23 protein-coding genes are annotated in these 21,593 nt (G+C 41.1%); 10 read left to right on the forward strand and 13 right to left on the reverse strand.

Annotated features, from left to right (window positions below):
* The first annotated feature begins 3 nt into the window (after nucleotides 1–3).
* Nucleotides 4–669 carry a ribonuclease HII gene (locus H6G77_RS03565; RefSeq protein ID WP_190593323.1) on the forward strand — a complete coding sequence of 222 codons (666 nt, stop codon included), beginning with the start codon at nucleotides 4–6 and terminating at the stop codon, nucleotides 667–669.
* Between the two features lie 68 nt (nucleotides 670–737).
* Here the strand turns inward: H6G77_RS03565 and H6G77_RS03570 are convergent, their stop codons facing one another.
* Entirely contained in the window at nucleotides 738–1,646 is a 909-nt protein-coding gene (locus H6G77_RS03570) for a metallophosphoesterase (RefSeq protein ID WP_190671013.1), read from the reverse strand.
* Nucleotides 1,647–1,880: 234 nt separating this feature from the next.
* Here H6G77_RS03570 and H6G77_RS03575 point away from each other — a divergent pair, with 234 nt between their 5' ends.
* Complete coding sequence (locus H6G77_RS03575) at nucleotides 1,881–2,912, forward strand: aldo/keto reductase (protein ID WP_190870853.1); 1,032 nt, start codon at nucleotides 1,881–1,883, stop codon at nucleotides 2,910–2,912.
* Nucleotides 2,913–3,174: 262 nt separating this feature from the next.
* Here H6G77_RS03575 and H6G77_RS03580 read toward each other — a convergent pair whose 3' ends face one another.
* The gene (locus H6G77_RS03580; protein WP_190870854.1) at nucleotides 3,175–5,133 is read right to left on the reverse strand and encodes a DUF3352 domain-containing protein; all 1,959 of its coding nucleotides are present in this window, start codon (nucleotides 5,131–5,133) and stop codon (nucleotides 3,175–3,177) included.
* Between the two features lie 521 nt (nucleotides 5,134–5,654).
* Between H6G77_RS03580 and H6G77_RS03585 the strand changes: the two genes are divergently transcribed.
* Nucleotides 5,655–6,308: a hypothetical protein gene (locus H6G77_RS03585; RefSeq protein WP_190591992.1), complete on the forward strand. Its 654-nt coding sequence runs from the start codon at nucleotides 5,655–5,657 to the stop codon at nucleotides 6,306–6,308.
* Nucleotides 6,309–6,335: 27 nt separating this feature from the next.
* On the opposite strand, the gene H6G77_RS03590 is transcribed toward H6G77_RS03585, so the two are convergent.
* The 4 genes from H6G77_RS03590 to H6G77_RS03605 all read right to left on the reverse strand — a co-directional run bounded on the left by H6G77_RS03590 (nucleotide 6,336) and on the right by H6G77_RS03605 (nucleotide 7,923).
* Nucleotides 6,336–6,761: an HNH endonuclease gene (locus H6G77_RS03590; RefSeq protein ID WP_190870855.1), complete on the reverse strand. Its 426-nt coding sequence runs from the start codon at nucleotides 6,759–6,761 to the stop codon at nucleotides 6,336–6,338.
* Complete coding sequence (locus H6G77_RS03595; protein WP_190671018.1) at nucleotides 6,758–7,147, reverse strand: hypothetical protein; 390 nt, start codon at nucleotides 7,145–7,147, stop codon at nucleotides 6,758–6,760. Before H6G77_RS03595 ends, H6G77_RS03590 begins: the two co-directional genes overlap by 4 nt.
* Nucleotides 7,148–7,255: 108 nt before the next feature.
* On the reverse strand, nucleotides 7,256–7,597 hold the full coding sequence (locus H6G77_RS03600; protein WP_190870856.1) for a DUF5615 family PIN-like protein: 342 nt from the start codon (nucleotides 7,595–7,597) through the stop codon (nucleotides 7,256–7,258).
* Entirely contained in the window at nucleotides 7,597–7,923 is a 327-nt protein-coding gene (locus tag H6G77_RS03605) for a DUF433 domain-containing protein (RefSeq protein ID WP_190870857.1), read from the reverse strand. The genes H6G77_RS03600 and H6G77_RS03605 overlap by 1 nt, the downstream gene beginning before the upstream one ends.
* Before the next feature lie 226 nt (nucleotides 7,924–8,149).
* On the opposite strand from H6G77_RS03605, the gene H6G77_RS03610 reads away from it, so the two are divergent.
* The 4 genes from H6G77_RS03610 to minE all read left to right on the forward strand — a co-directional run bounded on the left by H6G77_RS03610 (nucleotide 8,150) and on the right by minE (nucleotide 12,320).
* Nucleotides 8,150–9,496 carry a four-carbon acid sugar kinase family protein gene (locus H6G77_RS03610; RefSeq protein WP_190870858.1) on the forward strand — a complete coding sequence of 449 codons (1,347 nt, stop codon included), beginning with the start codon at nucleotides 8,150–8,152 and terminating at the stop codon, nucleotides 9,494–9,496.
* Nucleotides 9,497–9,994: 498 nt separating this feature from the next.
* Nucleotides 9,995–11,140, forward strand: a complete 1,146-nt coding sequence (minC, locus tag H6G77_RS03615) for a septum site-determining protein MinC (protein ID WP_190870859.1) — start codon at nucleotides 9,995–9,997, stop codon at nucleotides 11,138–11,140.
* 45 nt (nucleotides 11,141–11,185) lie between these two features.
* Nucleotides 11,186–11,992 carry a septum site-determining protein MinD gene (gene minD / locus H6G77_RS03620; protein WP_190591893.1) on the forward strand — a complete coding sequence of 269 codons (807 nt, stop codon included), beginning with the start codon at nucleotides 11,186–11,188 and terminating at the stop codon, nucleotides 11,990–11,992.
* A gap of 28 nt (nucleotides 11,993–12,020) precedes the next feature.
* Nucleotides 12,021–12,320: a cell division topological specificity factor MinE gene (gene minE, locus H6G77_RS03625; protein ID WP_190671022.1), complete on the forward strand. Its 300-nt coding sequence runs from the start codon at nucleotides 12,021–12,023 to the stop codon at nucleotides 12,318–12,320.
* Between the two features lie 98 nt (nucleotides 12,321–12,418).
* On the opposite strand, the gene H6G77_RS03630 is transcribed toward minE, so the two are convergent.
* Entirely contained in the window at nucleotides 12,419–12,943 is a 525-nt protein-coding gene (locus H6G77_RS03630; RefSeq protein WP_190671024.1) for an MAPEG family protein, read from the reverse strand.
* Nucleotides 12,944–13,041: 98 nt separating this feature from the next.
* Here H6G77_RS03630 and H6G77_RS03635 point away from each other — a divergent pair, with 98 nt between their 5' ends.
* A complete protein-coding gene (locus tag H6G77_RS03635; protein WP_190870860.1) occupies nucleotides 13,042–13,677 on the forward strand; it encodes a hypothetical protein in 636 nt (211 codons plus the stop codon).
* A 336-nt stretch (nucleotides 13,678–14,013) separates the two neighbouring features.
* Here H6G77_RS03635 and H6G77_RS03640 read toward each other — a convergent pair whose 3' ends face one another.
* The 5 genes from H6G77_RS03640 to H6G77_RS03660 all read right to left on the reverse strand — a co-directional run bounded on the left by H6G77_RS03640 (nucleotide 14,014) and on the right by H6G77_RS03660 (nucleotide 18,653).
* Entirely contained in the window at nucleotides 14,014–14,352 is a 339-nt protein-coding gene (locus H6G77_RS03640) for a P-II family nitrogen regulator (RefSeq protein ID WP_015111218.1), read from the reverse strand.
* 270 nt (nucleotides 14,353–14,622) lie between these two features.
* Nucleotides 14,623–15,225, reverse strand: a complete 603-nt coding sequence (locus H6G77_RS03645; protein ID WP_190870861.1) for a hypothetical protein — start codon at nucleotides 15,223–15,225, stop codon at nucleotides 14,623–14,625.
* Nucleotides 15,226–15,415: 190 nt separating this feature from the next.
* The gene (gene thiD / locus H6G77_RS03650) at nucleotides 15,416–16,237 is read right to left on the reverse strand and encodes a bifunctional hydroxymethylpyrimidine kinase/phosphomethylpyrimidine kinase (protein ID WP_190870862.1); all 822 of its coding nucleotides are present in this window, start codon (nucleotides 16,235–16,237) and stop codon (nucleotides 15,416–15,418) included.
* Between the two features lie 145 nt (nucleotides 16,238–16,382).
* Nucleotides 16,383–17,984: a hypothetical protein gene (locus H6G77_RS03655; RefSeq protein ID WP_190870863.1), complete on the reverse strand. Its 1,602-nt coding sequence runs from the start codon at nucleotides 17,982–17,984 to the stop codon at nucleotides 16,383–16,385.
* A gap of 237 nt (nucleotides 17,985–18,221) precedes the next feature.
* Nucleotides 18,222–18,653 carry a hypothetical protein gene (locus H6G77_RS03660; protein WP_190591899.1) on the reverse strand — a complete coding sequence of 144 codons (432 nt, stop codon included), beginning with the start codon at nucleotides 18,651–18,653 and terminating at the stop codon, nucleotides 18,222–18,224.
* A 120-nt stretch (nucleotides 18,654–18,773) separates the two neighbouring features.
* Between H6G77_RS03660 and H6G77_RS03665 the strand changes: the two genes are divergently transcribed.
* Nucleotides 18,774–20,618, forward strand: coding sequence for a S8 family peptidase (locus H6G77_RS03665; protein ID WP_190671032.1), 1,845 nt, complete (start codon nucleotides 18,774–18,776; stop codon nucleotides 20,616–20,618).
* A gap of 82 nt (nucleotides 20,619–20,700) precedes the next feature.
* Nucleotides 20,701–20,934: a hypothetical protein gene (locus H6G77_RS03670; RefSeq protein WP_190671034.1), complete on the forward strand. Its 234-nt coding sequence runs from the start codon at nucleotides 20,701–20,703 to the stop codon at nucleotides 20,932–20,934.
* On the opposite strand, the gene H6G77_RS03675 is transcribed toward H6G77_RS03670, so the two are convergent.
* On the reverse strand, nucleotides 20,921–21,244 hold the full coding sequence (locus tag H6G77_RS03675; RefSeq protein ID WP_190591902.1) for a thioredoxin family protein: 324 nt from the start codon (nucleotides 21,242–21,244) through the stop codon (nucleotides 20,921–20,923). The two genes, H6G77_RS03670 and H6G77_RS03675, sit on opposite strands and share 14 nt — an antisense overlap.
* Nucleotides 21,245–21,593: the final 349 nt, after the last annotated feature.

Consider the following 21,593-nt stretch of genomic DNA (forward strand, 5'->3'; position numbering starts at 1 on the left):
TTTATGGTAGAGATTCAACAAACTGCTGTTAATTCCCTACCAAATTTAGGTGAACTGGAATGGCTGGAGTTTTCGTCCACTTTAGCGGGGATGTCTGGCTTAATTGCCGGCATCGATGAAGTCGGACGTGGTGCTTTATTTGGCCCTGTAGTTGCAGCAGCCGTCATTCTCCCAGCAGATGCTTTCACCCAATTGATTGCAGCTGGAGTTAAAGATAGTAAAAAGCTTTCCAGTTCTAAAAGAGCGAAATTAGCCGCACAAATTTGTGAATTAGCAACAGACTGGAGAATCGGCTTTGCTGCAACTGCGGAGATTGATCAAATAAATATTTTGCAGGCAACACTGTTAGCCATGAAACGGGCTGTACTCAAATTGAAAGTACAGCCTGTAATTTGCTTGGTTGATGGCAATCAAGCAATGAAAGATTTGCACATACCCCAACAAACAATAGTCAAAGGAGATGAGCGATCGCTTTCCATCGCAGCTGCTAGTATTGTTGCTAAAGTTTGGCGTGACGAGTTGATACTGCGTTTAGCCGCAAAGTATCCCCAGTACGATTTGGCAAAGAATAAAGGATACGGTAGCCCAAAACATTTACAGGCGTTGCGAGAATACGGCGCTTCATCTTTGCATCGCAAATCTTTCAGCCCTTGCCAAATTCAGCAGTAATTTGCATAATTTGGTGTATTCATTGGTAGGTGCGATCGCGCCTTTGCGCGAGATTTTTACTGACTTAACTAAGCACTTTTAATCGGAATAATCCCCTGATCAAAAACACGATTATCAGTACCAATAGCCTTAACTTCGATTCTATCGGCATACACTTCATAAGCTGCAAAACTCAAACTAGAAGCCGAATATGCTGTCCATTCAGAACGACCAACAGGGCGAGTTCCAGCACCACCGCCAGTAATTAAATAAGTAGTGCCATTAATAGATTTAGTCCGTTCATAGTGGTGTTCATGACCATTAATATAAAGTTGCACACCATATTTTTGAAACAAAGGTGTAAAAACTTTAATAAACTCTGGGTTATTACCATAAACACCAGAAGCATAAACCGGATGATGACCAAATACAACTTTCCAAGGTGCATCACTGCGGCTTAATTCTTGTTCTAACCAAGGTAGTTGTTTTTTCCAATCAGCATTACCGTTAGTATCTAAAGCAAAAAATTGGACTTGATTACGGCGAAATGTGTAGTAACGTTTTCCCTGCATATTAAAGCCAGAGTATTTAAGTTGCGGTTCACCGTTAGCTGTCCGAATGTCGTGATTACCTAAACAAGCGTAAAACTTAACACCTTTTTTGAGTAAAGGTTGATAAGGACGTTCAAAAACTGCATTGATTTTTTCGATTTCGCCATTGTTATAAATATTATCGCCAGCTAAAACCACTAAGTTATAAGGGTTTTGTTTGTGATAAAAATTCATAGCTTCAGCTACAGCATATTGTCCTTTGGTACCAGTTCCGGTATCTGCCACAGACACAAAACGCAAGAGTAAATCTTTTTTTGCGGGTTTAGCTGCTATGGCGACAAAATCATCAGAAGAATTATTGTGATGAGTTAAAGCCCAACCGATAATTCCTGTACCAACTGCTCCCAAACTACCTAAAGATAAAAATTGACGGCGTTTTAGTTTCATAATCTATAAAGTGTGAAGTGTGAATGCTATATTCAGTCCTCAATATTGTTATATGACATGATGTGCGACTTAATATTCCGTAACAAACTTGTTGAGATGTCTTTGTGATCAGTCTTTTACTGGACACAATATAATACACCTCTTGATCAAGACGGTTCTCTTTCAACAGTTAGATGTAGCTTACTCTGCACCGTGCAAAGCTATGAGGATGTAATAGTTTGATTTTAATGATTTATGGAAATCAGTAGACGAGATTTACTGAAAATAGCTTCTGCTTCTGGTTTAGGAACAGTCGGACTAGCAGCGTCAGCAGGAATTTTTAAACAAGCTTTAGCCCAAAATCAACCCACTCCAATTAAAAAAGGTGAAATGATTTATCGTCAGTTAGGCCGCACTGGGGAAAAAGTTTCGGTAATTGGTTTGGGTGGACACCATATTGGTAGACCAAAAGATGAGGAAGAAGGTATCCGGCTGATTCGTGCTGCTATTGATCGTGGTATTAACTTTATGGACAATAGCTGGGACTATCACAATGGCGGGAGTGAAATTCGCATGGGTAAAGCACTCCGGGATGGTTATCGGCAAAAAGTGTTTTTGATGACAAAGATTGATGGTCGCACCAAAAAAGCCGCAGCCCAGCAAATTGATGATTCTTTGAAAAGATTGCAGAGCGATCGCATAGACTTATTACAGCATCATGAAATCATCCGTATGGAAGACCCAGACAGGATTTTTGCTCCTGGCGGTGCAATGGAAGCGGTTCTAGAAGCCCAAAAAGCTGGCAAAATTCGCTACATCGGCTTTACTGGCCACAAAGATCCCTTAGTTCACCTGAGAATGCTTGATGTTGCTGCTCAAAACAACTTTCGTTTTGATACAGTCCAAATGCCATTAAATGTTATGGATGCCCATTTCCGCAGTTTTGAACGCCAAGTTTTACCCAGACTAGTTAAGGATGGAATTGGTGTTTTAGGAATGAAATCAATGGGTGATCAAAACATTCTCAAAAGTAATACTGTTAAACCCATTGAATGCTTACACTATGCGATGAATTTGCCGACATCCACAGTGATTACAGGCATTGAAAGTATGAAAATCTTAGACCAAGCTTTTGAAGCCATCCGCACCTTTGAACATCTGAGTCAAGCACAAGTTCAAGAACTATTAAATCGGACTCGTCAAGCTGCTGCTAAAGGTCAATATGAATTGTTTAAAACTACTAGTCAATTTGATAGTACAGCACTTAATCCTGAGTGGTTGGGTTGATGTAAGTAGGTAGGTAAGAAAATTTATCGCTAGGGTAAGGCAGTCCCGATGAAACTTGTTTCATCGCCAAGCATAAAAGTGGGACTAGCATTTTTACTCAGCACTCAGCACTTTCAAGGCAGGAGGGAAGAGGAAAAGGGGCAGGGAGCAGGGAGAATTGGGGACGATTTTCCCCCGCTCCAGGTGGGTGAGCTTCGCGGTAATCTCGACTTCGCTCGATTACCGCGAAGCCGAAAGGATCTGAACCACCTCCTCCTAATAATTACTCTTTGCCCACAGGATTAATCGGTCTTCTAGTAGGAGCCAACACCATTAAGACATCAAATTGTTCTTTATCTGGTGTGGTAGAACTTGTGGCACTCAAACTATAGATTGAACCAATGATTGATTTCCAAGGACGGAAGGTTTGATCATCAAAGAAACTGGGGGCAAATCCATAAATCCAAGATAAAGTAGAGCCACCATTCAAATAAAAATAGCCGTAGTTGGGTCGGGGTAAAGTATTAGTTGCTGTTTTGAAATTATAAGTTGTAGGCAGGGGAATATAAGGCTGTGGTACTAAGTCTTTAATTGCGCCAAAACCTGTGGAAATCACAAGAGTTTTTTCGTCTACCCAATTATAAGCCAGTAAGCTTTGAGAAGATGCCCCGCCAACATCCCAACTCGTGATAGTTTGTCCTTGGATATCTTGAGTATTAACTACAACTTCTCCGTTTGAAAAAGATTTGATCAATTCATCTAATTTCTTGAGAGTGGTTTCAGCCGCATCTCGATTATTTGTTTCTAAGGCGATACCGATACCTAAATTCAAGTTAGGAATTGAGCCTAATAAACCTCCCTTAGAAGGAAACAAAAAGAAAGCATAATCACCGTCCATCCAATTGAGGATGTCTTTTTCTAAATCGAGTTTGGTATTATTCAGGACAAAACTACGAAATTGGTCGAGGTACTCTTTGAGTTTTGGTTCTGTACTTAAAGCTTTTGCTATTAGTAACCATTTTTGATTGAGATTGCGACCAGTGGCAGCAGAGTAAGTAGCACCTGGTAATCTTGAGACTATCGCATCTGGTTGTTCAGTTTGAAATTCATCTTTTTCTGATTTTGGGGTTTGGCGATAGGCTGTAGCTTGAAAACGTAATCCTTCTGGTTCTACTGTTACAAAACCATTGACACTTCCATATTCCTTTAATTCATCAAGGTTAATGGATTCACTACCAAAAATTGGAAAAGGCAGACTTGGATCTTTGGCAATGTCGTTAATTAAAGGCACAAAAGTTGCCAAATTTTCATGAATGGTAAACAAAGACTTAGCATACTGGGGATGCTTAATTGTTTCCTGAAATTGGGGATTTTGAGCAAGATTATTCTCTCCTTGGGAAGTATCAATAATTTGCTCAATGGCTTTAGCCGTAAATCCAGTTACAACATACCCTGGTAAAGCAGCGATCGCTAGTCCTTTGGGTCTTCTTTTTAACCAATCTGGATTACCTAAAATCGGTGGAATCGCCGCTAAGTTTGATTTTGTCAAAGAATTAGTCGGTTTTTGGGGTAGTTTGATCGGCTTTGTCGGTAATTTGGGAATTTTTTTTAAATTTGGTTCTGGTGCTTTTGGTAATTCTGGTAATGGGGCTGTTGATTCCGTCTCTGGATTTGATTCTGGTGCTTTTGGTAATTCTGGTAATGGGGTGGTTGATTCCGTCTCTGGATTTGATTCTGGTAATTTTGGCGGTTCGGCTGGTTCTGGAACCTGGAGTTCTATAATAGTTACACCTTTATACTCACTTACCTTGACTCGTTTTGGGTCACTATTTTTCAGTAAGTCTAATAAAGGCTGGATGCGGGACTCATCTTTCAGAGGAGCCAACATAATAAAGTTATTCTCTAGAGTTGCGGTTGTACCTTCAACCTTGGGTAGAAACGCAGCCGCTACTTGTTCGCCCAACAAAGACTCAATTTCTCGCACATAGTCGAGTTTAAAAGAAGGTGGCAAATATTGAGCCAAGGCGGAATATGCTCTGTCAAATAAATAAAAACGATTTAAGTCTGCCCAAGCATCTACCTTCGTGTTAATTAAGCTGACTAATGGTGTGTCTGCGGGTAAGATATTAGCGATCGCTGGGACATTCAGGGTAGTAGATGCCTCAGCCTCGCTTTTCTCAGCCACAGGAGAAGCCACTGCTAAAACTGATAATAGCGATACTGTAATAATCGGTGATACCATTGCGAATTTTAGATTTTCTATTTTAGAATTGCAACCTAGCAACTAAATGTATAAGGCATAAAATGCGATTGTGCAGGTTTCTTTTTTATATTTTTATTACTTGTAAATAAATAGATTTGGCCAAAATTTAAAATTAAGTATTAAAAAATAATCTGTTTTAACAATTAGTGGTGAAGAGTTATCAGCTATTGAGGCTGTAAGGGTTCAGCCTGGATTTCTCTCTTGTGAGAAATTCAGGGGTGTGGGAGAGGTGGGAGGATGGTGAAGAAATCTTTCCCCCCACACTCCCCACACTCCCCACACTCCCCTCTCTCCCCACACTCCCCTCTCTCCCCACACTCCCCTCTCTCCCCACACTCCCCTCTCTTCCCCACACTCCCCACACCCGCTACCCATACGTGAGAAATTCGAGTGTACTCTGCGCCTTTTCTGATTGTTGATCTACCGAGATGGATGTACGACCTTGCCCATAGCCGATTACAATGAAAACGCGATCGCACTTTCTCAAGGAGTATGCAGCAGTGCAGCCGGATTTACTGGGCTTAGAAATTAGTAAGGGAGAATTGAGGCGTTTGACTGGGTTTGACCCAGAAGATGTTTTCCGGCCTTCGGTTATGAAAGATAAAGAAAAGCGATTTGGCTTTTTAATCAACGAATTGCTGGTGGCTTTAGCACTCACACCAATTATTGTGGGTTTTATTTATGCGTTTATTATTTTGCCAACTATTGGTTCTTCCATCACATTAGGCATTATTTTATTAATTTTAGTACCGTTGGCTGTACTTGTTGGGCGATCGCTCTGGCGCAAGTTCACTTGTCCGCAAGCACTCACCATACTTTTAGATGAAGTCGATCAATATCATGCTGTGATTAACGCCATAGATATTCACGACCAATTAGCCACCTCAAATAACGCCCTCAACGACAGAGAACAAGTAATTTCAGCCTTACAATTAATTCGGGAAGATTTAGTCCGCGCCTTAAAAACCGAGCGAGTTTTACGGGACAATAAAAAACTCCTGGCGAATAATCAAGAATTATTTGTGAATAATTTAGCCAATCTGCAAGCCTTACAAGTCAGTACCCAAGCTGGCGAATATGCTCAACTACTCAATCAATCATTACAGATTGCTCTTGATGTACAAGCCGAAATTAGAAAGTTGCAAAAGCCTTAATTCAAGATTGCATTGCCGCAATTTTGCTCAGATTTCTACTGGAGGATGCCAGCCTGCGGAAACCCAAGCTTGTCTGACAACAACAGCATAGGGATTATTCAATTGCAGAGCTAAAACAGTCGCGCGACCACAGGTAGTTAAACCTACAATCTGACTACCATCGTCTGTCCAAGTAAAATGATCTGACCACTTTTGTTGACGAGGGTTGAATAGTTTGACTTTAGAGTTAGTTATGGGATCTTTGGCATAGGCTTGAATACCTTTGTAGGAATTACATAACCGACAGGCAAGCCAGAGATTTTCTTCATCATCAGTACCACCTGCTGCTTTGGGTACAATGTGTTCAATTTCGAGAATGCCTAGAACATACTTTTGAAGACTGCGGCAGTAACCGCACTGATTGTTGGCTTGTGTTCTGATTCTTACACGGACTGCTTCTGGAATTTGGCTCACTGACTTAAAGGCTCAATTAATCCACGTTTGACAGCTTCATGTAGAGCAGTTGCTTTCCGTAAGAGTCCTTCTTGATAAATTTGCATCAAGTTTTGTAACTCTGGACGCTCATTATCGGTAATAGTCCCTGCTTGTTGACGCTCAAGTAATTCACTCAATCTGCTATCCTGTTCGGGTTCCATTTGCAATTCGGTCAAAGCCAGAACTTGTTCATTGGCAAGAACTGAGACAGGTTCTAAATTATTAACTTCTGCTCTCACAGATGGAATGGACAGTTGAATTGTATCTGCCAAAATACTAGCAACATCCCGATTTGCCAATTTCGCAAAACGTTCAGCATGTTGGTAAATCTCATCTGGTAAGGTGATAGTGATTTGAGTACTCATAACGCAAATAAGAATATTCCTCTGGATTTTTCCCTGCGATCGCTGTTTTTCTAATTAAGTTACAAGAAGTAAGTAAGCATTTCAATAATAAAAGTAAATTATAAGCTTTTACTTGTTAGGACGTACCACACTAATCAATTTACCTAATAACGGTTCGTTAGCTAATATTGCTGCATGAATTCGTGCAGCTAAACTACTGCGTTCTGAATCGTCTGTGCAAATAATAATACCAGCATGACTGGTAAATGAACGATGCAAGCGTTTGAAGTTCCGACGGTTGAGGGTTAAAACAACTCGCTCGTTATTGCTGGCAAATGTTAGAACTTCATCATCGGGAATTTTTAAATTAGCTTTGCCAGCTTCTTGAACAGTTAGCACATCATGTTTTAAATCACGCAAGTACTCAACAACTTCTAAGGGAAATTGTTCATCTGCATACAAACGAGCCATTAATCTTCTTCATTCTCCTGAATGGCTGTTTCAATTTCCTCTGGGTAGACTGTGGCATAAACCCAAGCATTAGTTAAGTCAGTTGCCGATAAAGTTGGATAATCTTTCAACAATTGAGCTTCACTAATCTCTAATCTTCTAGCATTTATTAATACCCACACAGGAATACGTGTATTAGCAATACAAGCATCTCCACCACATACACCAGGAGTTTTTTCAATACCTCGCCAAGAGTTACCTAAACTTTGAGCAAGTATTTGAATTGCTTGTGCTTTCTCGTTTGGTGTCAAGGCAAGTAATTCTGGCTCTAATTTTTGCAGCGTCATATTATGATTGCTAAGTCCACAAAAGAAGATAGTACATCTAATATTTTAACTAGAACGGGAATATACCATTTTTGCGAGATAATGAAAAATTGCTGGCAAATAATTTAGCAAATCTGCCAACCTAAACACTCACTATTCCATCTGGCATATATTTAACTGCTAAATTATTGCAGATTATTCTCTCAAGTCTGAAATATCCCACACAACAGTTGCGCTGCTGACTCTCATGAGTAACAAACCCAAAATAATTGTTTTAGATGATGATCCTACTGGTTCGCAAACAGTCCACAGTTGCTTGCTGCTGATGCGCTGGGATGTGGATACTTTACGCATCGGTTTGCGTGATGAATCACCGATTTTTTTTGTCCTGACTAACACCCGCGCCTTACCTCCAGAGTCAGCCGCAGCTGTAACTAGAGAAGTTTGTCAAAATTTAAAACAAGCAATAGCGGCTGAAGGAGTTAACGATTTTTTGGTTGTTAGCCGTTCCGATTCTACTTTACGCGGTCATTATCCCATTGAGACGGATGCGATCGCCGATGAACTCGGTTCTTTTGATGCTCATTTTCTCGTACCAGCATTTTTTGTTGGCGAAGCCTCTCGAAGAGAAGGCGGACGCATCACCTGTGACAGTATCCATTACTTAATTATTGATGGTGTCCCAACTCCAGTACATGAAACTGAGTTTGCCCGCGATTCTGTATTTGGTTATCATCACAGTTACTTACCCAAATATGTTGAAGAAAAGACTCAAGGGCGCATCAGCGCGGAGTCTGTCACCCGCTTTTTACTGGCTGATATTCGTGCTGGTAGCTTAGAACGCTTGCTGCAACTCACTGGTAATCAGTGCGCCGTCGTTGATGGTGAAACTCAAGCTGACCTGGATATGTTCGCCAAAGATTTATTAGCCGCCGCCAGCCAAGGTAAACGCTTTTTATTTCGTAGCGCCGCCAGTATTTTAACAGCTTTGGCTGCCTTACCTCCCCAACCGATTGCGTCCGAAAACATGGCTAAATACGTGCGCCAAGGTAAACCGGGTGCAGTCATTGTCGGTTCCCATGTCAAAAAAACAACTCAACAGTTAGAAGCTTTATTGCAAACAGCAGGAACAGTGGGAATTGAAGTTGAGGTACAAAGATTACTCGATCATCAAGAAAATTCTGCTACTACTTTGCTGACTGAGACATTAGCAAATATTCAGACTGTACATAACGCTGGCAAAACACCTGTTGTTTATACTAGTCGTCAAGAACTCACCTTTAATGATGTTAAAACGCGGTTAGATTTTGGGATTCAAGTTTCTAGTTTATTGATGGATATTGTGCGGGGCTTACCTGCTGATATTGGCTTTTTAATTAGCAAAGGTGGAATTACCTCTAATGATGTTTTGAGTACTGGCTTGGCTTTAACAACCGCCAGATTACTCGGACAAATTCTCGCTGGTTGTTCAATGGTAATTACACCTGCTAACCATCCCCAATTTCCCAATTTACCAGTTGTACTATTTCCTGGTAATGTTGGCGATGCTAATGCCTTGGCAACAGTTTATCAACGGTTAACTAAAGAATTATGAAGTGTGAAGTCTGAAGTCTGAAATTTCATCCTGGTCTATGAGTTTGTTCTGCAAACGTTATTTGTCATTGGATATTGATAAAATCACCTTTTTTCTAGTGAACTCTTGACTGAAAACGGCTTACGACTTATTCCTTGATGAGTGAATTAATTTTATACTTCATACTTCATACTTCAGTTGATTTTTGACTCTTGACTAATGACAATCTGCAAAAAACAGTGCAATATGTATGCCTAATAGCTGTCCGTATGTCTAGTTAAGAATAATAAATCAGGGTTGATACAAAATGTTTGTTCTGAAATACTTCAGAAACATGAGTTCAGTGAAAAACTCAAAAGTTCTGAGCCGCAGCTGTTGGTGCATCCTCCGGGAGATCACAGAAGCGTTGACAGTACTCAGTCCTCATAACTTTCTTGGGTGAGAATGTTGTTCCGTCGAGTAACTAATTTAAGATAAGTAATTACCCGGAGTTTCCGTTGTGTTTATGGCTGGTGCTGCATGACTTCTGATTTTGCTATCCCCAATCCAGAGTCAAATTCTGCGCTTCCTGATGCAGAATCCATCACTCATCTATCTGAAATAGATGTAAATTCCACGGTTTCTCAGATTGAACCGAATTCTACCGTTTTTGAGCCAGATCCCCATTCTGTGATTCCAGATACGGAATTATCATCTGTTCTCCTTTATTTAAAATCAAATTCTCCGCCTTTAGTGTTAAATCCAGAATCTGTCCCCGAAGAATCAGAGTCAAATGCTCCACTTTTGGATGTAGAGTTAAATCCTGCACCAGAAGAATTGGAATTAAATTTGGCTAAGGACTTAGAAGCGAATGCTGAAGTCCCCTATACAGATGCGAGTTCTACTCTTTGGGATGTGACAGAAACCGAAGTAGACAATCGACTCAAAAATCATATCCAAGTCCAGTTCAAACATGAAGACGGCAAACTGTTAGTGATTTTACCGACAGAATCCCAGTTACCTGCTTCGGAACTGGCTTGGTCTGATATTTGGCAACAGTTAAAGGTGCGATTAAATGCAGGCGATCGCTTAAGGATACCAAATACACCAGTGCATTTGATCGCCCATGACCGCTTGTTAGATAGCAGACAACTACAAGATTTAGCCGACAGCTTTAGTGAAGTCCAACTCCAACTCAAGTATGTCGCCACGAGTCGTAGACAAACTGCGATCGCTGCTGTCACATCAGGGTATTCTGTAGAACAACTACAGCCCCAAACTTCCCTCAGTTCTGAACCCCAAGCCATACCTACCACCCACGCCGATGCACTTTATCTCGAAATGACAGTGCGTTCGGGAGTGGAAATTCGCCATCCCGGCACAGTAATTTTGCTAGGAGATGTCAATCCAGGTGGTATCGTAGTTGCAGAAGGAGATATTTTAGTCTGGGGGCGTTTACGTGGAATTGCTCATGCTGGTGCTGGGGGGAACCGTGAGTGCCTAATTATGGCTTTGCAAATGGAACCAACTCAATTGCGAATCGCCGATGCTGTAGCTAGAGCGCCAGAGAAGCTACCAGCACAATTTTCTCCCGAAGTGGCACATATCACGCCGCAAGGAATTCGCATCGCTAGGGCTACGGATTTTTCTAGAAATCAATTAGCTAGGATAAATCCAGTACCATAAATATCTATTATAATTCCTGAACCCTCATCGCTCGCAACTCTGAACATGACTCGCATTATTGTGATTACCTCCGGCAAAGGAGGGGTGGGTAAAACTACAGTGTCAGCAAACCTCGGTATGGCCCTGGCTAAAATGGGTCGTCAAATTGCCTTGGTTGATGCAGATTTTGGTTTAAGAAATTTGGACTTGCTGTTAGGGCTAGAAAACCGCATTGTCTACACAGCCGTAGAAGTTCTCTCTAGAGAATGTCGGTTAGAACAAGCTTTAGTCAAAGACAAACGCCAAACTAACCTCGTACTTCTACCAGCAGCCCAAAATCGTTCCAAAGATGCAGTTACCCCCGAACAAATGAAGTTATTGGTGAATGCACTAGCCCAAAAATATCAGTATGTCATTATTGATAGTCCGGCGGGAATTGAAAACGGATTTAAAAATGCGATCGCCCCAGCCAAAGAAGCCCTAATTGTAACTACACCGGAAATCTCCGCAGTTCGAGATGCTGACCGGGTAGTTGGGTTACTAGAAGCACAAGGTGTTAAGCGTGTACACTTAATAATAAACCGCATCAGACCAGCAATGGTACGGGCAAATGATATGATGTCTGTCCAAGATGTTCAGGAACTGCTTGCAATTCCCTTGATTGGCGTGATCCCTGACGATGAGCGTGTAATTGTCTCTACCAATCGCGGCGAACCCTTGGTATTAGGGGATACTCCCTCTTTAGCTGCTATAGCTGTAGAAAATATTGCTCGGAGATTGGAAGGAGAAACAGTCGAATTCTTGGATCTCGACGCACCCCCAGATAACATCTTCGCCCGATTGCGTAAGTTGTTATGGACAAAGATTGTTTAATGTTTCAGTCTCCTGATATCTATTAGCAATGATCATTGAACTTATCGAACGACTTTTTTCTCGACCTCCTGAAAACAGTCGCAATCAAGTTAAACGTCGCCTACAAGTAGTCATAGCCCACGACCGCGCTGATCTAGATGCTCAGACGTTAGAAAAAATGCGTCAAGAAATTCTAGATATTGTCTGTCGTTATGTGGAAATTGAAACTGATGGCTTGGAATTTACGCTCGAAAGTAACCAAAGAACCACAGCTTTGATTGCCAATTTACCAATTCGGCGGGTGAAAGACTCTATGCCTCTTTTGGAAAGTGGTGATAAATCACAATAGTTACTCAGAAAGTGCTGAGTAAAAACATACAAACCCTCTAGACCCTAGTCTCCAGCCTCTTTTTTATACTTGGCGGTCAAACTTTTACACGGCAACTGCTATGTAAAAATTCCTGAGAAAATGCCTCTCAACCCATAATATATACAGGCTAGGCTCCCAACGATATAAACAAACCAAGTGAGAAAAAAGCCAATAGCTCGCCCTGGAGAGGGGCCGTAAGTTTTGATTAAACCCCATGCGTGGGCAATCCGAGCTACAGTTATGCTGCATCCCAACAGCCATAACAACCATGTTTGTACTTGCATTAGTTCTAAAGCCAGTACAAACAGTAACGCATGAGGTACATACTCTGCAAAATTTCCATGAGCGCGAACCTTGCGTTGCAACAACCCATCATCTTGACTGTGAGTGGGGAAGAGTTTTTGAGTGCTTTGTTCAACCAAAGTAGCCCAAGCACCAGGATTAACGGAAGGATCAGGTTGTTGTGCAATGTCTTTTTGAGATTCGCCATGCCAAACTCTAGTTTTTGTGCGTTCAAAAGCCACAATATAAGACAGAAAAAAAGCAATCAGACCATTCAGCCCAATAAAAAGAGTAGAGATAGGAATAGAAGTCTCGATCATTTTTCGGAAGTTATAGATTCTGTGTCCAGAATTAGAGATATTTAATCAAACTGTTGTATTTTGGGCAAACTAAACTAGCCAAATACATCAGATATGTAATGAAATCACTGTTATTTCCGCAACTAATCTCTTTGAGTTTGCTAGTTTTTACTACTTTAATTACAAATTGTCAAGTCTCTCAAGCATCTCAAGTCTCTACTCTCCAAGCATCAGGTGTGAAAGAAAGTAAAATTATTGGAGGTGCAATTGATTGCGACAATGATGGGCGACAAAATGACTCACGCATTGATGATGATGGTGATGGTATTCCCGATAGATGTGTGATTGATACTTCTGTAACCGCAAAACAGGAAATTAATCAAGAAAGTGCAAAACAACTGTTTGAGAAGCTAATGCAGTCCCTCACAGAGATGACTGAAGGTTGTGATGAAACGACAAAAGTAAAAGCAGGTGTGGTTTATAGAATTTGTACTATCAATAATGAACCTGTGACAGCTTCAGAAGCACTTTTAGAAGTCGGAGACGGGGTAGGCTTCTGGTTTAGAAATAACAAAGTTATAGCCATCAGGTATTTCCACTCTGGAGAAACTTTGTTTTTCGATGATGAACAATTAATTGCTAAGTTTTCTGACGACGAAGAACTACAAAGTGAATTTTCCGATGAAGAACGTCGGGAAGCTGAGAATTTAGCCCAGTCTGGCTACCAAAATATTTTTCAAGTTTTTACTGAGTAATTTCCCTAATTTCTCATACCATTTTGGATTTTAGATTTTGCGAAAAGTTGCGTGGGCGGGTTCCCCGACTTGAGCAAACTTTTCAAGACAGATTTTGGATTGGGTAAGGGTTGATCGGTAAGCTTTTGAGCCATCAATCTGTCGCAATCATTTTTTAATTTGGTATCAGTAAAATCCGATTTTGGAATTTTTCTAGAAGGCGTTGCTGATTTTAGAGACGCAAAAACATCTGAAAGTTTAACTTGTGGATGTTTTTCATCTCACTTTCAGCAACGCTGACTATTTTGTCAAGTATTAGACAGTAATAGACGCGATCGCTCGCGCCACTATTTAGCCTTATACTGCTTCTGTATTCTTTTCTCCAGTCCGAATCCGCACTACTTGTTCAACAGGAGAGATGAAGATTTTACCATCACCAATTTCGCCAGTGCGGGCAGCAGAAATAATTTTGTCTACCACCATATCAACTTGGTTATCTTCAACCACAATTTCTACTTTCAGTTTTTGCAGAAACTCAACAGTGTATTCTGAACCACGATAGCGTTCGGTTTGTCCTTTTTGCCGTCCAAAACCTCGCACTTCGGAAACTGTCATCCCCACGATACCCGCATTAACCAAAGCAATCTTCACTTCGTCAAGCTTAAATGGGCGAATAATTGCTTCTACTTTTTTCATGTATTTGACTCCTTAATCTTAAATAGGTTCGTTTATCTATCTAAGCAGATCAATCGTCTGACATTCTTACCAATAACCCGATTACCAAAACATAATGTAATAATTGCAACTTTTTTTAAAGTGTCTGGTTTTTGTCTATGCAGTTTTAGCAATTCAGATTGAAGTCCAAAATAGGGAGATATACAAGGAGTGAGGTGAAACTTGCTTGATTTACCTTAAAGATAGAAAAATTCTATATTTAAGTAGATTTGTTAACAATTCATGGCCAAATTAGTTACTTTGATGGGCAAATAAGGGTCTTACAATTAAATACCCAGCACCAAAAGCTGTCAGCATAACTAACACAATAGTAATCACTAATCCCCAACCATTAATTTCTCTCTTTTCGGGTTCCCTAGAAGAATAATAACTGACAGGCTGTTCCTCAATAAAGATGGTTTCCGGCTGAGGAGAACCTATTTCGACCACAGGTAAAGGAAAAGGACGGCGTTTGGCTTTTGGCGGGGCGGCTGGACGCGGACGCGCTGACTGTGAACGTGGACGTGCTTCTTTTTTTGGCTGTTTGGGGAAATTTTTCACTTCACCACTAGCACGGCTGGGCGAGTTACTATCCTTACTTTCGGGGACACGGAAATCAACTAGTTTTTGCAATTGGGAAACAGACTGCAAGACTTTGGCAATTTCTTGGCGGAGAAATTTATTTTCTTGCACCAGTTGTTGATTTTTCGCGTTGAGTGCATCTAACTGTGCTTGGGTTGCTTCTAACTCTGCTGCCAATTCCCGATATACGTACAATGGCACAGAGGAGGGATGATTTGGAGAAGCGGGCCGTTTTGCAGAGTGGCTATGAACAGCTGCTGTGGTTGTTCGCATCGGTGAATTGGTATCAAAAGTTAAGGTAATGGAATTTTACAGAAATGCTAGGGGAAATGGCTAGATATGAAACTATGCCCAAGAATAATAGATAAATGCCGAGATAGCAAAGATTTTTTTCGGTCGAGTCAATACCTAAAAATCGCCATAACAAGCAACTAACAACTTACAATATTCCACTAAATACAGGTCAATTTCGTAACAAAGGAAAAAAGTGTCCTACAGGCCCTTGACCTTTGCCTATACTGAGTGAGTAAGCAAGAGCAGTTGTAACATAGTCTTTTGCTTGTTTGACAGATGTTAACAAATCCTTGCCCATTGCCAAATTAGCAGCGATCGCAGCTGATAGAGTACAACCAGTACCGTGGGTATTTTGCGTGTCTATTTGCTGTGTTGTCAAGAGTTCCAAACAATCGCCATCAAACCAGATATCCACCCCACGGGCATTGCCCTGCATCCCGCCACCTTTGACTAAAACACTTTGCGCTTTGAAATTACGGTGAATAGTTTGGGCAGCCGCCCTCATATCATCTAGAGTATTAATCGGGAAACCGCTTAAAATCTGCGCCTCATAGCGGTTAGGGGTAATAATAACTGCCTGGGGAATTAACTGCTGAGATAACGTCTTAATTGCATCATCATCAATTAACTGCGCCCCTGTGCGAGATACCATCACCGGGTCAACCACTAAATTATTAATTTCTAAAGCCTCTACTTGCTTGGCCACAGCCGCAATAATTTCTTGATTTAGCAACATTCCCGTTTTCGCAGCTATAACGCCAATATCCTCTGCTATCGCTTGCATTTGGGCAACAACAGCCTCCGGTGGCATTGCATCCACTCGCCTCACCCCCAAGGTATTTTGCGCCGTCACGCAGGTTACAGCACTAGTACCGTGGACACAGTGAAAGGCAAAGGTGCGTAAATCAGCTTGTATCCCTGCACCACCGCCACTATCAGAACCAGCAATAGTTAAAGCTACGGGTATTTTTGATGTCTTTTCGGCATTCATAAGGGGAGTTTGGGTGTGAGGGTGTAGGGGGACGAGGTGGACAAGGGAGACAAGGTAGAAGGAATGACTAATGACCAATGACTAATAACCATTGACAACTTCTAGAGTCACTTCATTTCATACTTCACACTTCAGACTTCATACTTCACTTAACCTTCAATAAAGGGTTTGGTTGTGGGTTTTGGGGTCTGGTTTGTGGCACAACTGTAAGATAAGGTTGCAATTTTGCGGAGTCAACCCAGCCAGAGTAATATTTTACGCTGGTAGACTTGGGAGAAATATCAAGTAACTCTAAATCACCGCGCATTGCATTCCAATTCCTTGCTAATTCTGGGTTTGGGTTGAGTTGTCCAGAACCGATACCTTGAGGGCCGCCGCCAACTAAATTGAGAGAAACTTCATCTAAGGCACGAATAAAGCGTTGTCCATTCCAGTGCCATTCAAAACCAGGCCATTCAATAGGTGTTTTTCCTGCGGGTAAAGAACGCCCAAACTCATACTTACTTGCACCTTCATTGAGTTTTGCTGTGAAGCCTTGAGGATATGTCACCTCGTAACGTCCTTTGTTCGTTTGGAAATTTACAGGACTCCACCACAAAACTTCTACAGTCTGATTAGCTGATAAAGAAGCAGCAGACTTTTGATTAGTTGAGGCACTGTAAATTGGTAATGTTTCTGGCACTTTAGCCATTGCAGTAAAGCGCCAACAAGACCAACTCTCTGGGTTATCAGCAGCTTGCCATTTCACTTGGCAAACACCGTTAGCACTACTCACCCACAGACTGTTATTTTCTACTCTGATTTTGTCAGGAATTGCCCCAACTAAAGGACTGTTATGTGTGGTGTATGTACTTAAAGAACCATCAGGACGATAAGCAACTAATCCCTTGGCGGGAATGTAGAGATTTCCTTCACCACTCACATTAGTACCCATCCAAAAAGTTGGACTATTAACATCACCAGTAATGGCTAAATCTGTGATTTGTGTAAATGCCAAGGCTTCTGGTTGAATTAAGCTAAATTTATCAGTTTTTGGGTCATAACTAACAATGGTGGCAATACCGTTGTTACCTTCACCTTGCTCAAAGGCAATTGACCACCAAATCTGATCGCCATAAATTAAATTAGATGTAATTCTCGGCACACCTAACAAATTTCCTTCAGCCGAAAATCCGGCTTTTACTGCTGCATTTTGCAAATCTTTAAGGGTGTATAAAGTTTGCCGTTGAGGAGTTTTATTATTAGGTGTAATTAATTCAAAAACAATTTTATCTTTGGTTGGATCTTTGACTTCTGGGCGGGAGAGATTATTATCAGAATTTAAAGAATAATTTGGCTCTTGAATCACCCGATACTGATAAGTTTTACCCTGCAAGTTAATATTTTTGAACTTGGGATTTACTATCTCTTGGGCAAAAGCAGTATAGTTGCTTGGTGGTTGTAAGTCTTTGGGTAAAGTTCCTTTTTGGACTGTCCAAGTATTATTAGCTCGACAGAAAACAAAATCCTGCTTTAAAGTTTGAAATCTAATCGTGTCATCATTCGCTATGATATTGCGAATATGCCAATCAAACCTGTCATAAAAGCCTTCGTTTGGCTTTTGTCCTGGTAAAGCCACAACCTCAGCTTGGGGACAGTTTTCTACTTTCGCTTTCACGGTATTTGTAGCTTGAGAGATGCCGTCAATACTAGAACTACAAGCACTAAGAAGTAATAAGACACCCAAAACAGCAATATTTTTTTGCATAACCAATTCTCATCTCTTGACCAAGATGAATGATTTTTTATTTCTGTTTTTAACTACAATTTCTCTAGACAAGATTTCCCAAAATTTTGCAAAAAAATTAATTCATTTGGTTAAGATATTTGCTGGAAAAATGCTCAGGAAATTAGATCCCCGACTTATATAATAAATCGGGGATCTGATTTTGCTTTGCTTCTCAATATACCTTGCAATTTCCTAGAACTGATGACGGCGGGAAGATTAACTTTGTTCCCCGCGTAAATTTTGTAATGCTCCCTGTAAATATTTAGCCCATTGGGTGGCTAAGGGAATTTCTGTAAATGGGACAAGTACAGATTTAGCGGGTTCAGCAATAACAAATTCTATTTTGATATCTCGACCTCTGGCGGGTGGTGCTTCTATATTAACGATTGTATCGTTGACCAAAAGATTGATTTTTTTGACATCAAGTAAAGAAAAAGTTTCTACATTGATTGGGCCTTTAGTTGTGGGTTTACCCCAAGTAAGATTGTTGTCTTTTTGACCTAATACAGCATAAATATCATATTTGGCTCGTTCAAATTGTGCTGCCCAAGTTCGGTAAGCTTCGACCTTTTGATATTCTTTAGATCCTTGCCAAGCTAACCAAAAAAACGCTATCAACAAAGGCAACCATAAAAGACCACGTTCCATCGTTTAACAAATCCTGAGTCGTAAGTGAAGGTTTAACTAACTAAAGTGACAATTACACCAATCAGGGATGTAAATAAGTTATGTTAGTGAGCAAACTGGCAAAAGCGTTAACGAGTTAATATGAGAAGGCTATTATTATTGTGCCTGTTTATTATTGGGCTGGGTGCTGCTGTTTTTGGATTTTTAAATTTTCAGGGACTAGCAGCCAAAGGTGATTTTGAAACGATTGTGCTTGATTTTCGGGAAGATATTGCTAAAGATGAAATAGACCGAGACTTGCAAGCGATCGCTCAACAATACAACGTCACACCCCAATTAGATAATAAATTTTCTGCACAAGACAATGTGTATATTATCAAAGGCGATCGCCAAAGGCTGCAACAACTGAAAAAATCTCAGTTTGCCAAAGCCACAGAATTTATTGAACCAAATTACATCTATAGAATTCCCCCAGAACCTCAAACCACCGTTCTTGGAGAACTCACCCCGCCCCAAAATAAAGAAGTCAAACCTTCCTTAATCGGCCCCAACGACCCATATTACAGCAAGCAGTGGAACCTCCACAAAATCGGCATTGAAGGCGCGTGGACGGAAACCAAAGGTAGCGGCATCACCGTTGCAGTCATTGATACTGGTGTTACGCAAGTACGCGACTTAAAAGAGACCAAATTTGTCAAAGGCTACGATTTTGTGAATGACCGAGAACAAGCCACCGATGACTATGGTCATGGTACACACGTTGCAGGTACAGTCGCCCAAGCTACCAATAATCAATATGGTGTCGCGGGTGTTGCTTACGAAGCCACTCTTATGCCACTCAAAGTTTTAAATGAAAATGGTGGTGGTACAGTTGCTGATATTGCCGAAGCCATTAAATTTGCCGCCGATAAAGGTGCAGATGTCATTAATATGAGCTTGGGTGGTGGCGGTGAAAGCCAGTTAATGAAAGATGCTATTGATTATGCCTATAGAAAAGGTGTAGTCATCATTGCGGCGGCTGGTAATGAAAGTGCCAATGGTGCAAGCTATCCCGCCCGTTACCCCCATGTGATTGGTGTTTCCGCCTTCGGCCCAGAAGGTGAAAAAGCAGACTACTCTAACTATGGTGCTGGCGTAGATATTTCCGCCCCTGGTGGTAGTGACACTGGCAAGATTTTGCAAGAAACCATCAACGAAAATGGCGAAAGTGAATTTTTGGGACTCAAAGGTACAAGTATGGCTGCGCCTCACGTTGCAGGTGTAGCGGCTTTAATCAAAGCCAAAGGTATCGAAAACCCCGATGACATTTTAAAAGTTCTCAAACAGTCAGCTAGAGTTATTCAAGATGATGGGTTGAACTATTACGGTGCTGGACAACTCAACGCCGAAGCCGCAGTTAAACTAGCAGCCCAAGGACAACTCAGTTTCCCCGATTTCTTCCGGTGGTTGCGCGATAACGGTTATATTAACCCCGGCTTTTGGATAGATGGCGGTGCAGTGGCACTGTTGCCAAAGATTTTAATGGTAGTCGGTTCCTATTTACTGGCTTGGTTTTTACGGGTTTATTTCCCCTTTACCTGGAGTTGGGCTTTATTTAGTGGCTTAACTTTTGGTAGTTCTGGGTTATTTTTCCTCAAAGGTATCTATATATTTGATTTACCCCAGTGGCCTTTCCGCCTGTTAGGCAGTTCTCTACCTGAGTTGGGTAACACACTACAAGGTACAGATGCTTTTAATCCTGTATTTGCCAGTGTCTTGATTCCGCTTGTTTTAGTTGTATTCCTGCTAGGACATCCTAGTTGGAAATGGTTTGCCGTTGGTTCTACTTTAGGTGTGGCTGCTTGCTTGACAGTCAGTGCCATTTATGATCCAGCCGTTTGGGGTTTGGGTAGCGGTAACTTAGCAAGAACATTCCTCATTGTTAATGCTTTACTCTGTTACGGACTAGCCCGTTTGGCAGTTAACAACGAAAGACAAGTGGCATAAAATATCAGGGAATAGTGAGTGGGGAGTAGTGAGTAGTGAAAAATCCCCACTCCCTACTCCCTACTCCCTACTCCCCCATCTTATGAGCATCACAATTACAGGTACTATTGAACGTCGAGATATTGGTATGGGCGCTTGGGCTTTAGTCTCAGGTGACGGCGTGACTTATGAAATTCTCAAAGGCGCTGATAAAAGCTTGCTCAAAACTGGGCAGCAAGCTAAAGTCACAGGACAGGTGCGTGAAGATATCATGACAGCAGCAATGATTGGCCCAGTCTTAGAAGTAAAATCTTTTGAAATCCTTAATTCTCATTAGCAGTAGGATTTAAAACTGCTTGCAGACGAGTTCTAAACTCTCCTTTGGGGTGTCCGCCTTTGACTTCACCAATAATCTGAAATTCTCCCTCTGGCGCATCACAAATAATATAAGTAGGCCAGCCCATTTCTGATTTATCGGGATACTGGGTGAGCAAAATTTTCCGATATTTGCGATAAGTGGCTGTATCTTGCATTTTCACATCAATAAACTGCAAACCCAATTCTTCGGCTACTTTTTGGTCATAAAAAGCCATTTTATGGCAAATGCCGCAGTCTTCAGACGAAAATTTAATTACAGATAAACTCATATAATTTTGCGCCTCCCTGAAAATAGGCAATACATCGTATCATACTTATTCAAAGTAAGCATCTTACTAAAGGATGAGCGCCCAGGATAGCGCAATTAATGAAAATTAAAGTCCGAAATTGAGAGTTTTATCCAAAAAAAATAATTTTCAGGAAATACTCATAGTGTGGAAAAGCTGTTGACTAGGCGACGGAATTTAGCCAAAACCTAAGCTATGACTTTGTTCCAGATGGGGCAATGAACTCAAAAAAATTAATTTTTTAGCAATCTGTAATCTGGTTTTGACAAATCAGTAGAAATCTGACTATAAACTATGATAGGATGTACAAACTTACGATTCTCATCCAGGG

Source organism: Aulosira sp. FACHB-615 (genome assembly GCF_014698045.1).
Taxonomy (GTDB): Bacteria; Cyanobacteriota; Cyanobacteriia; order Cyanobacteriales; family Nostocaceae; genus Nostoc_B.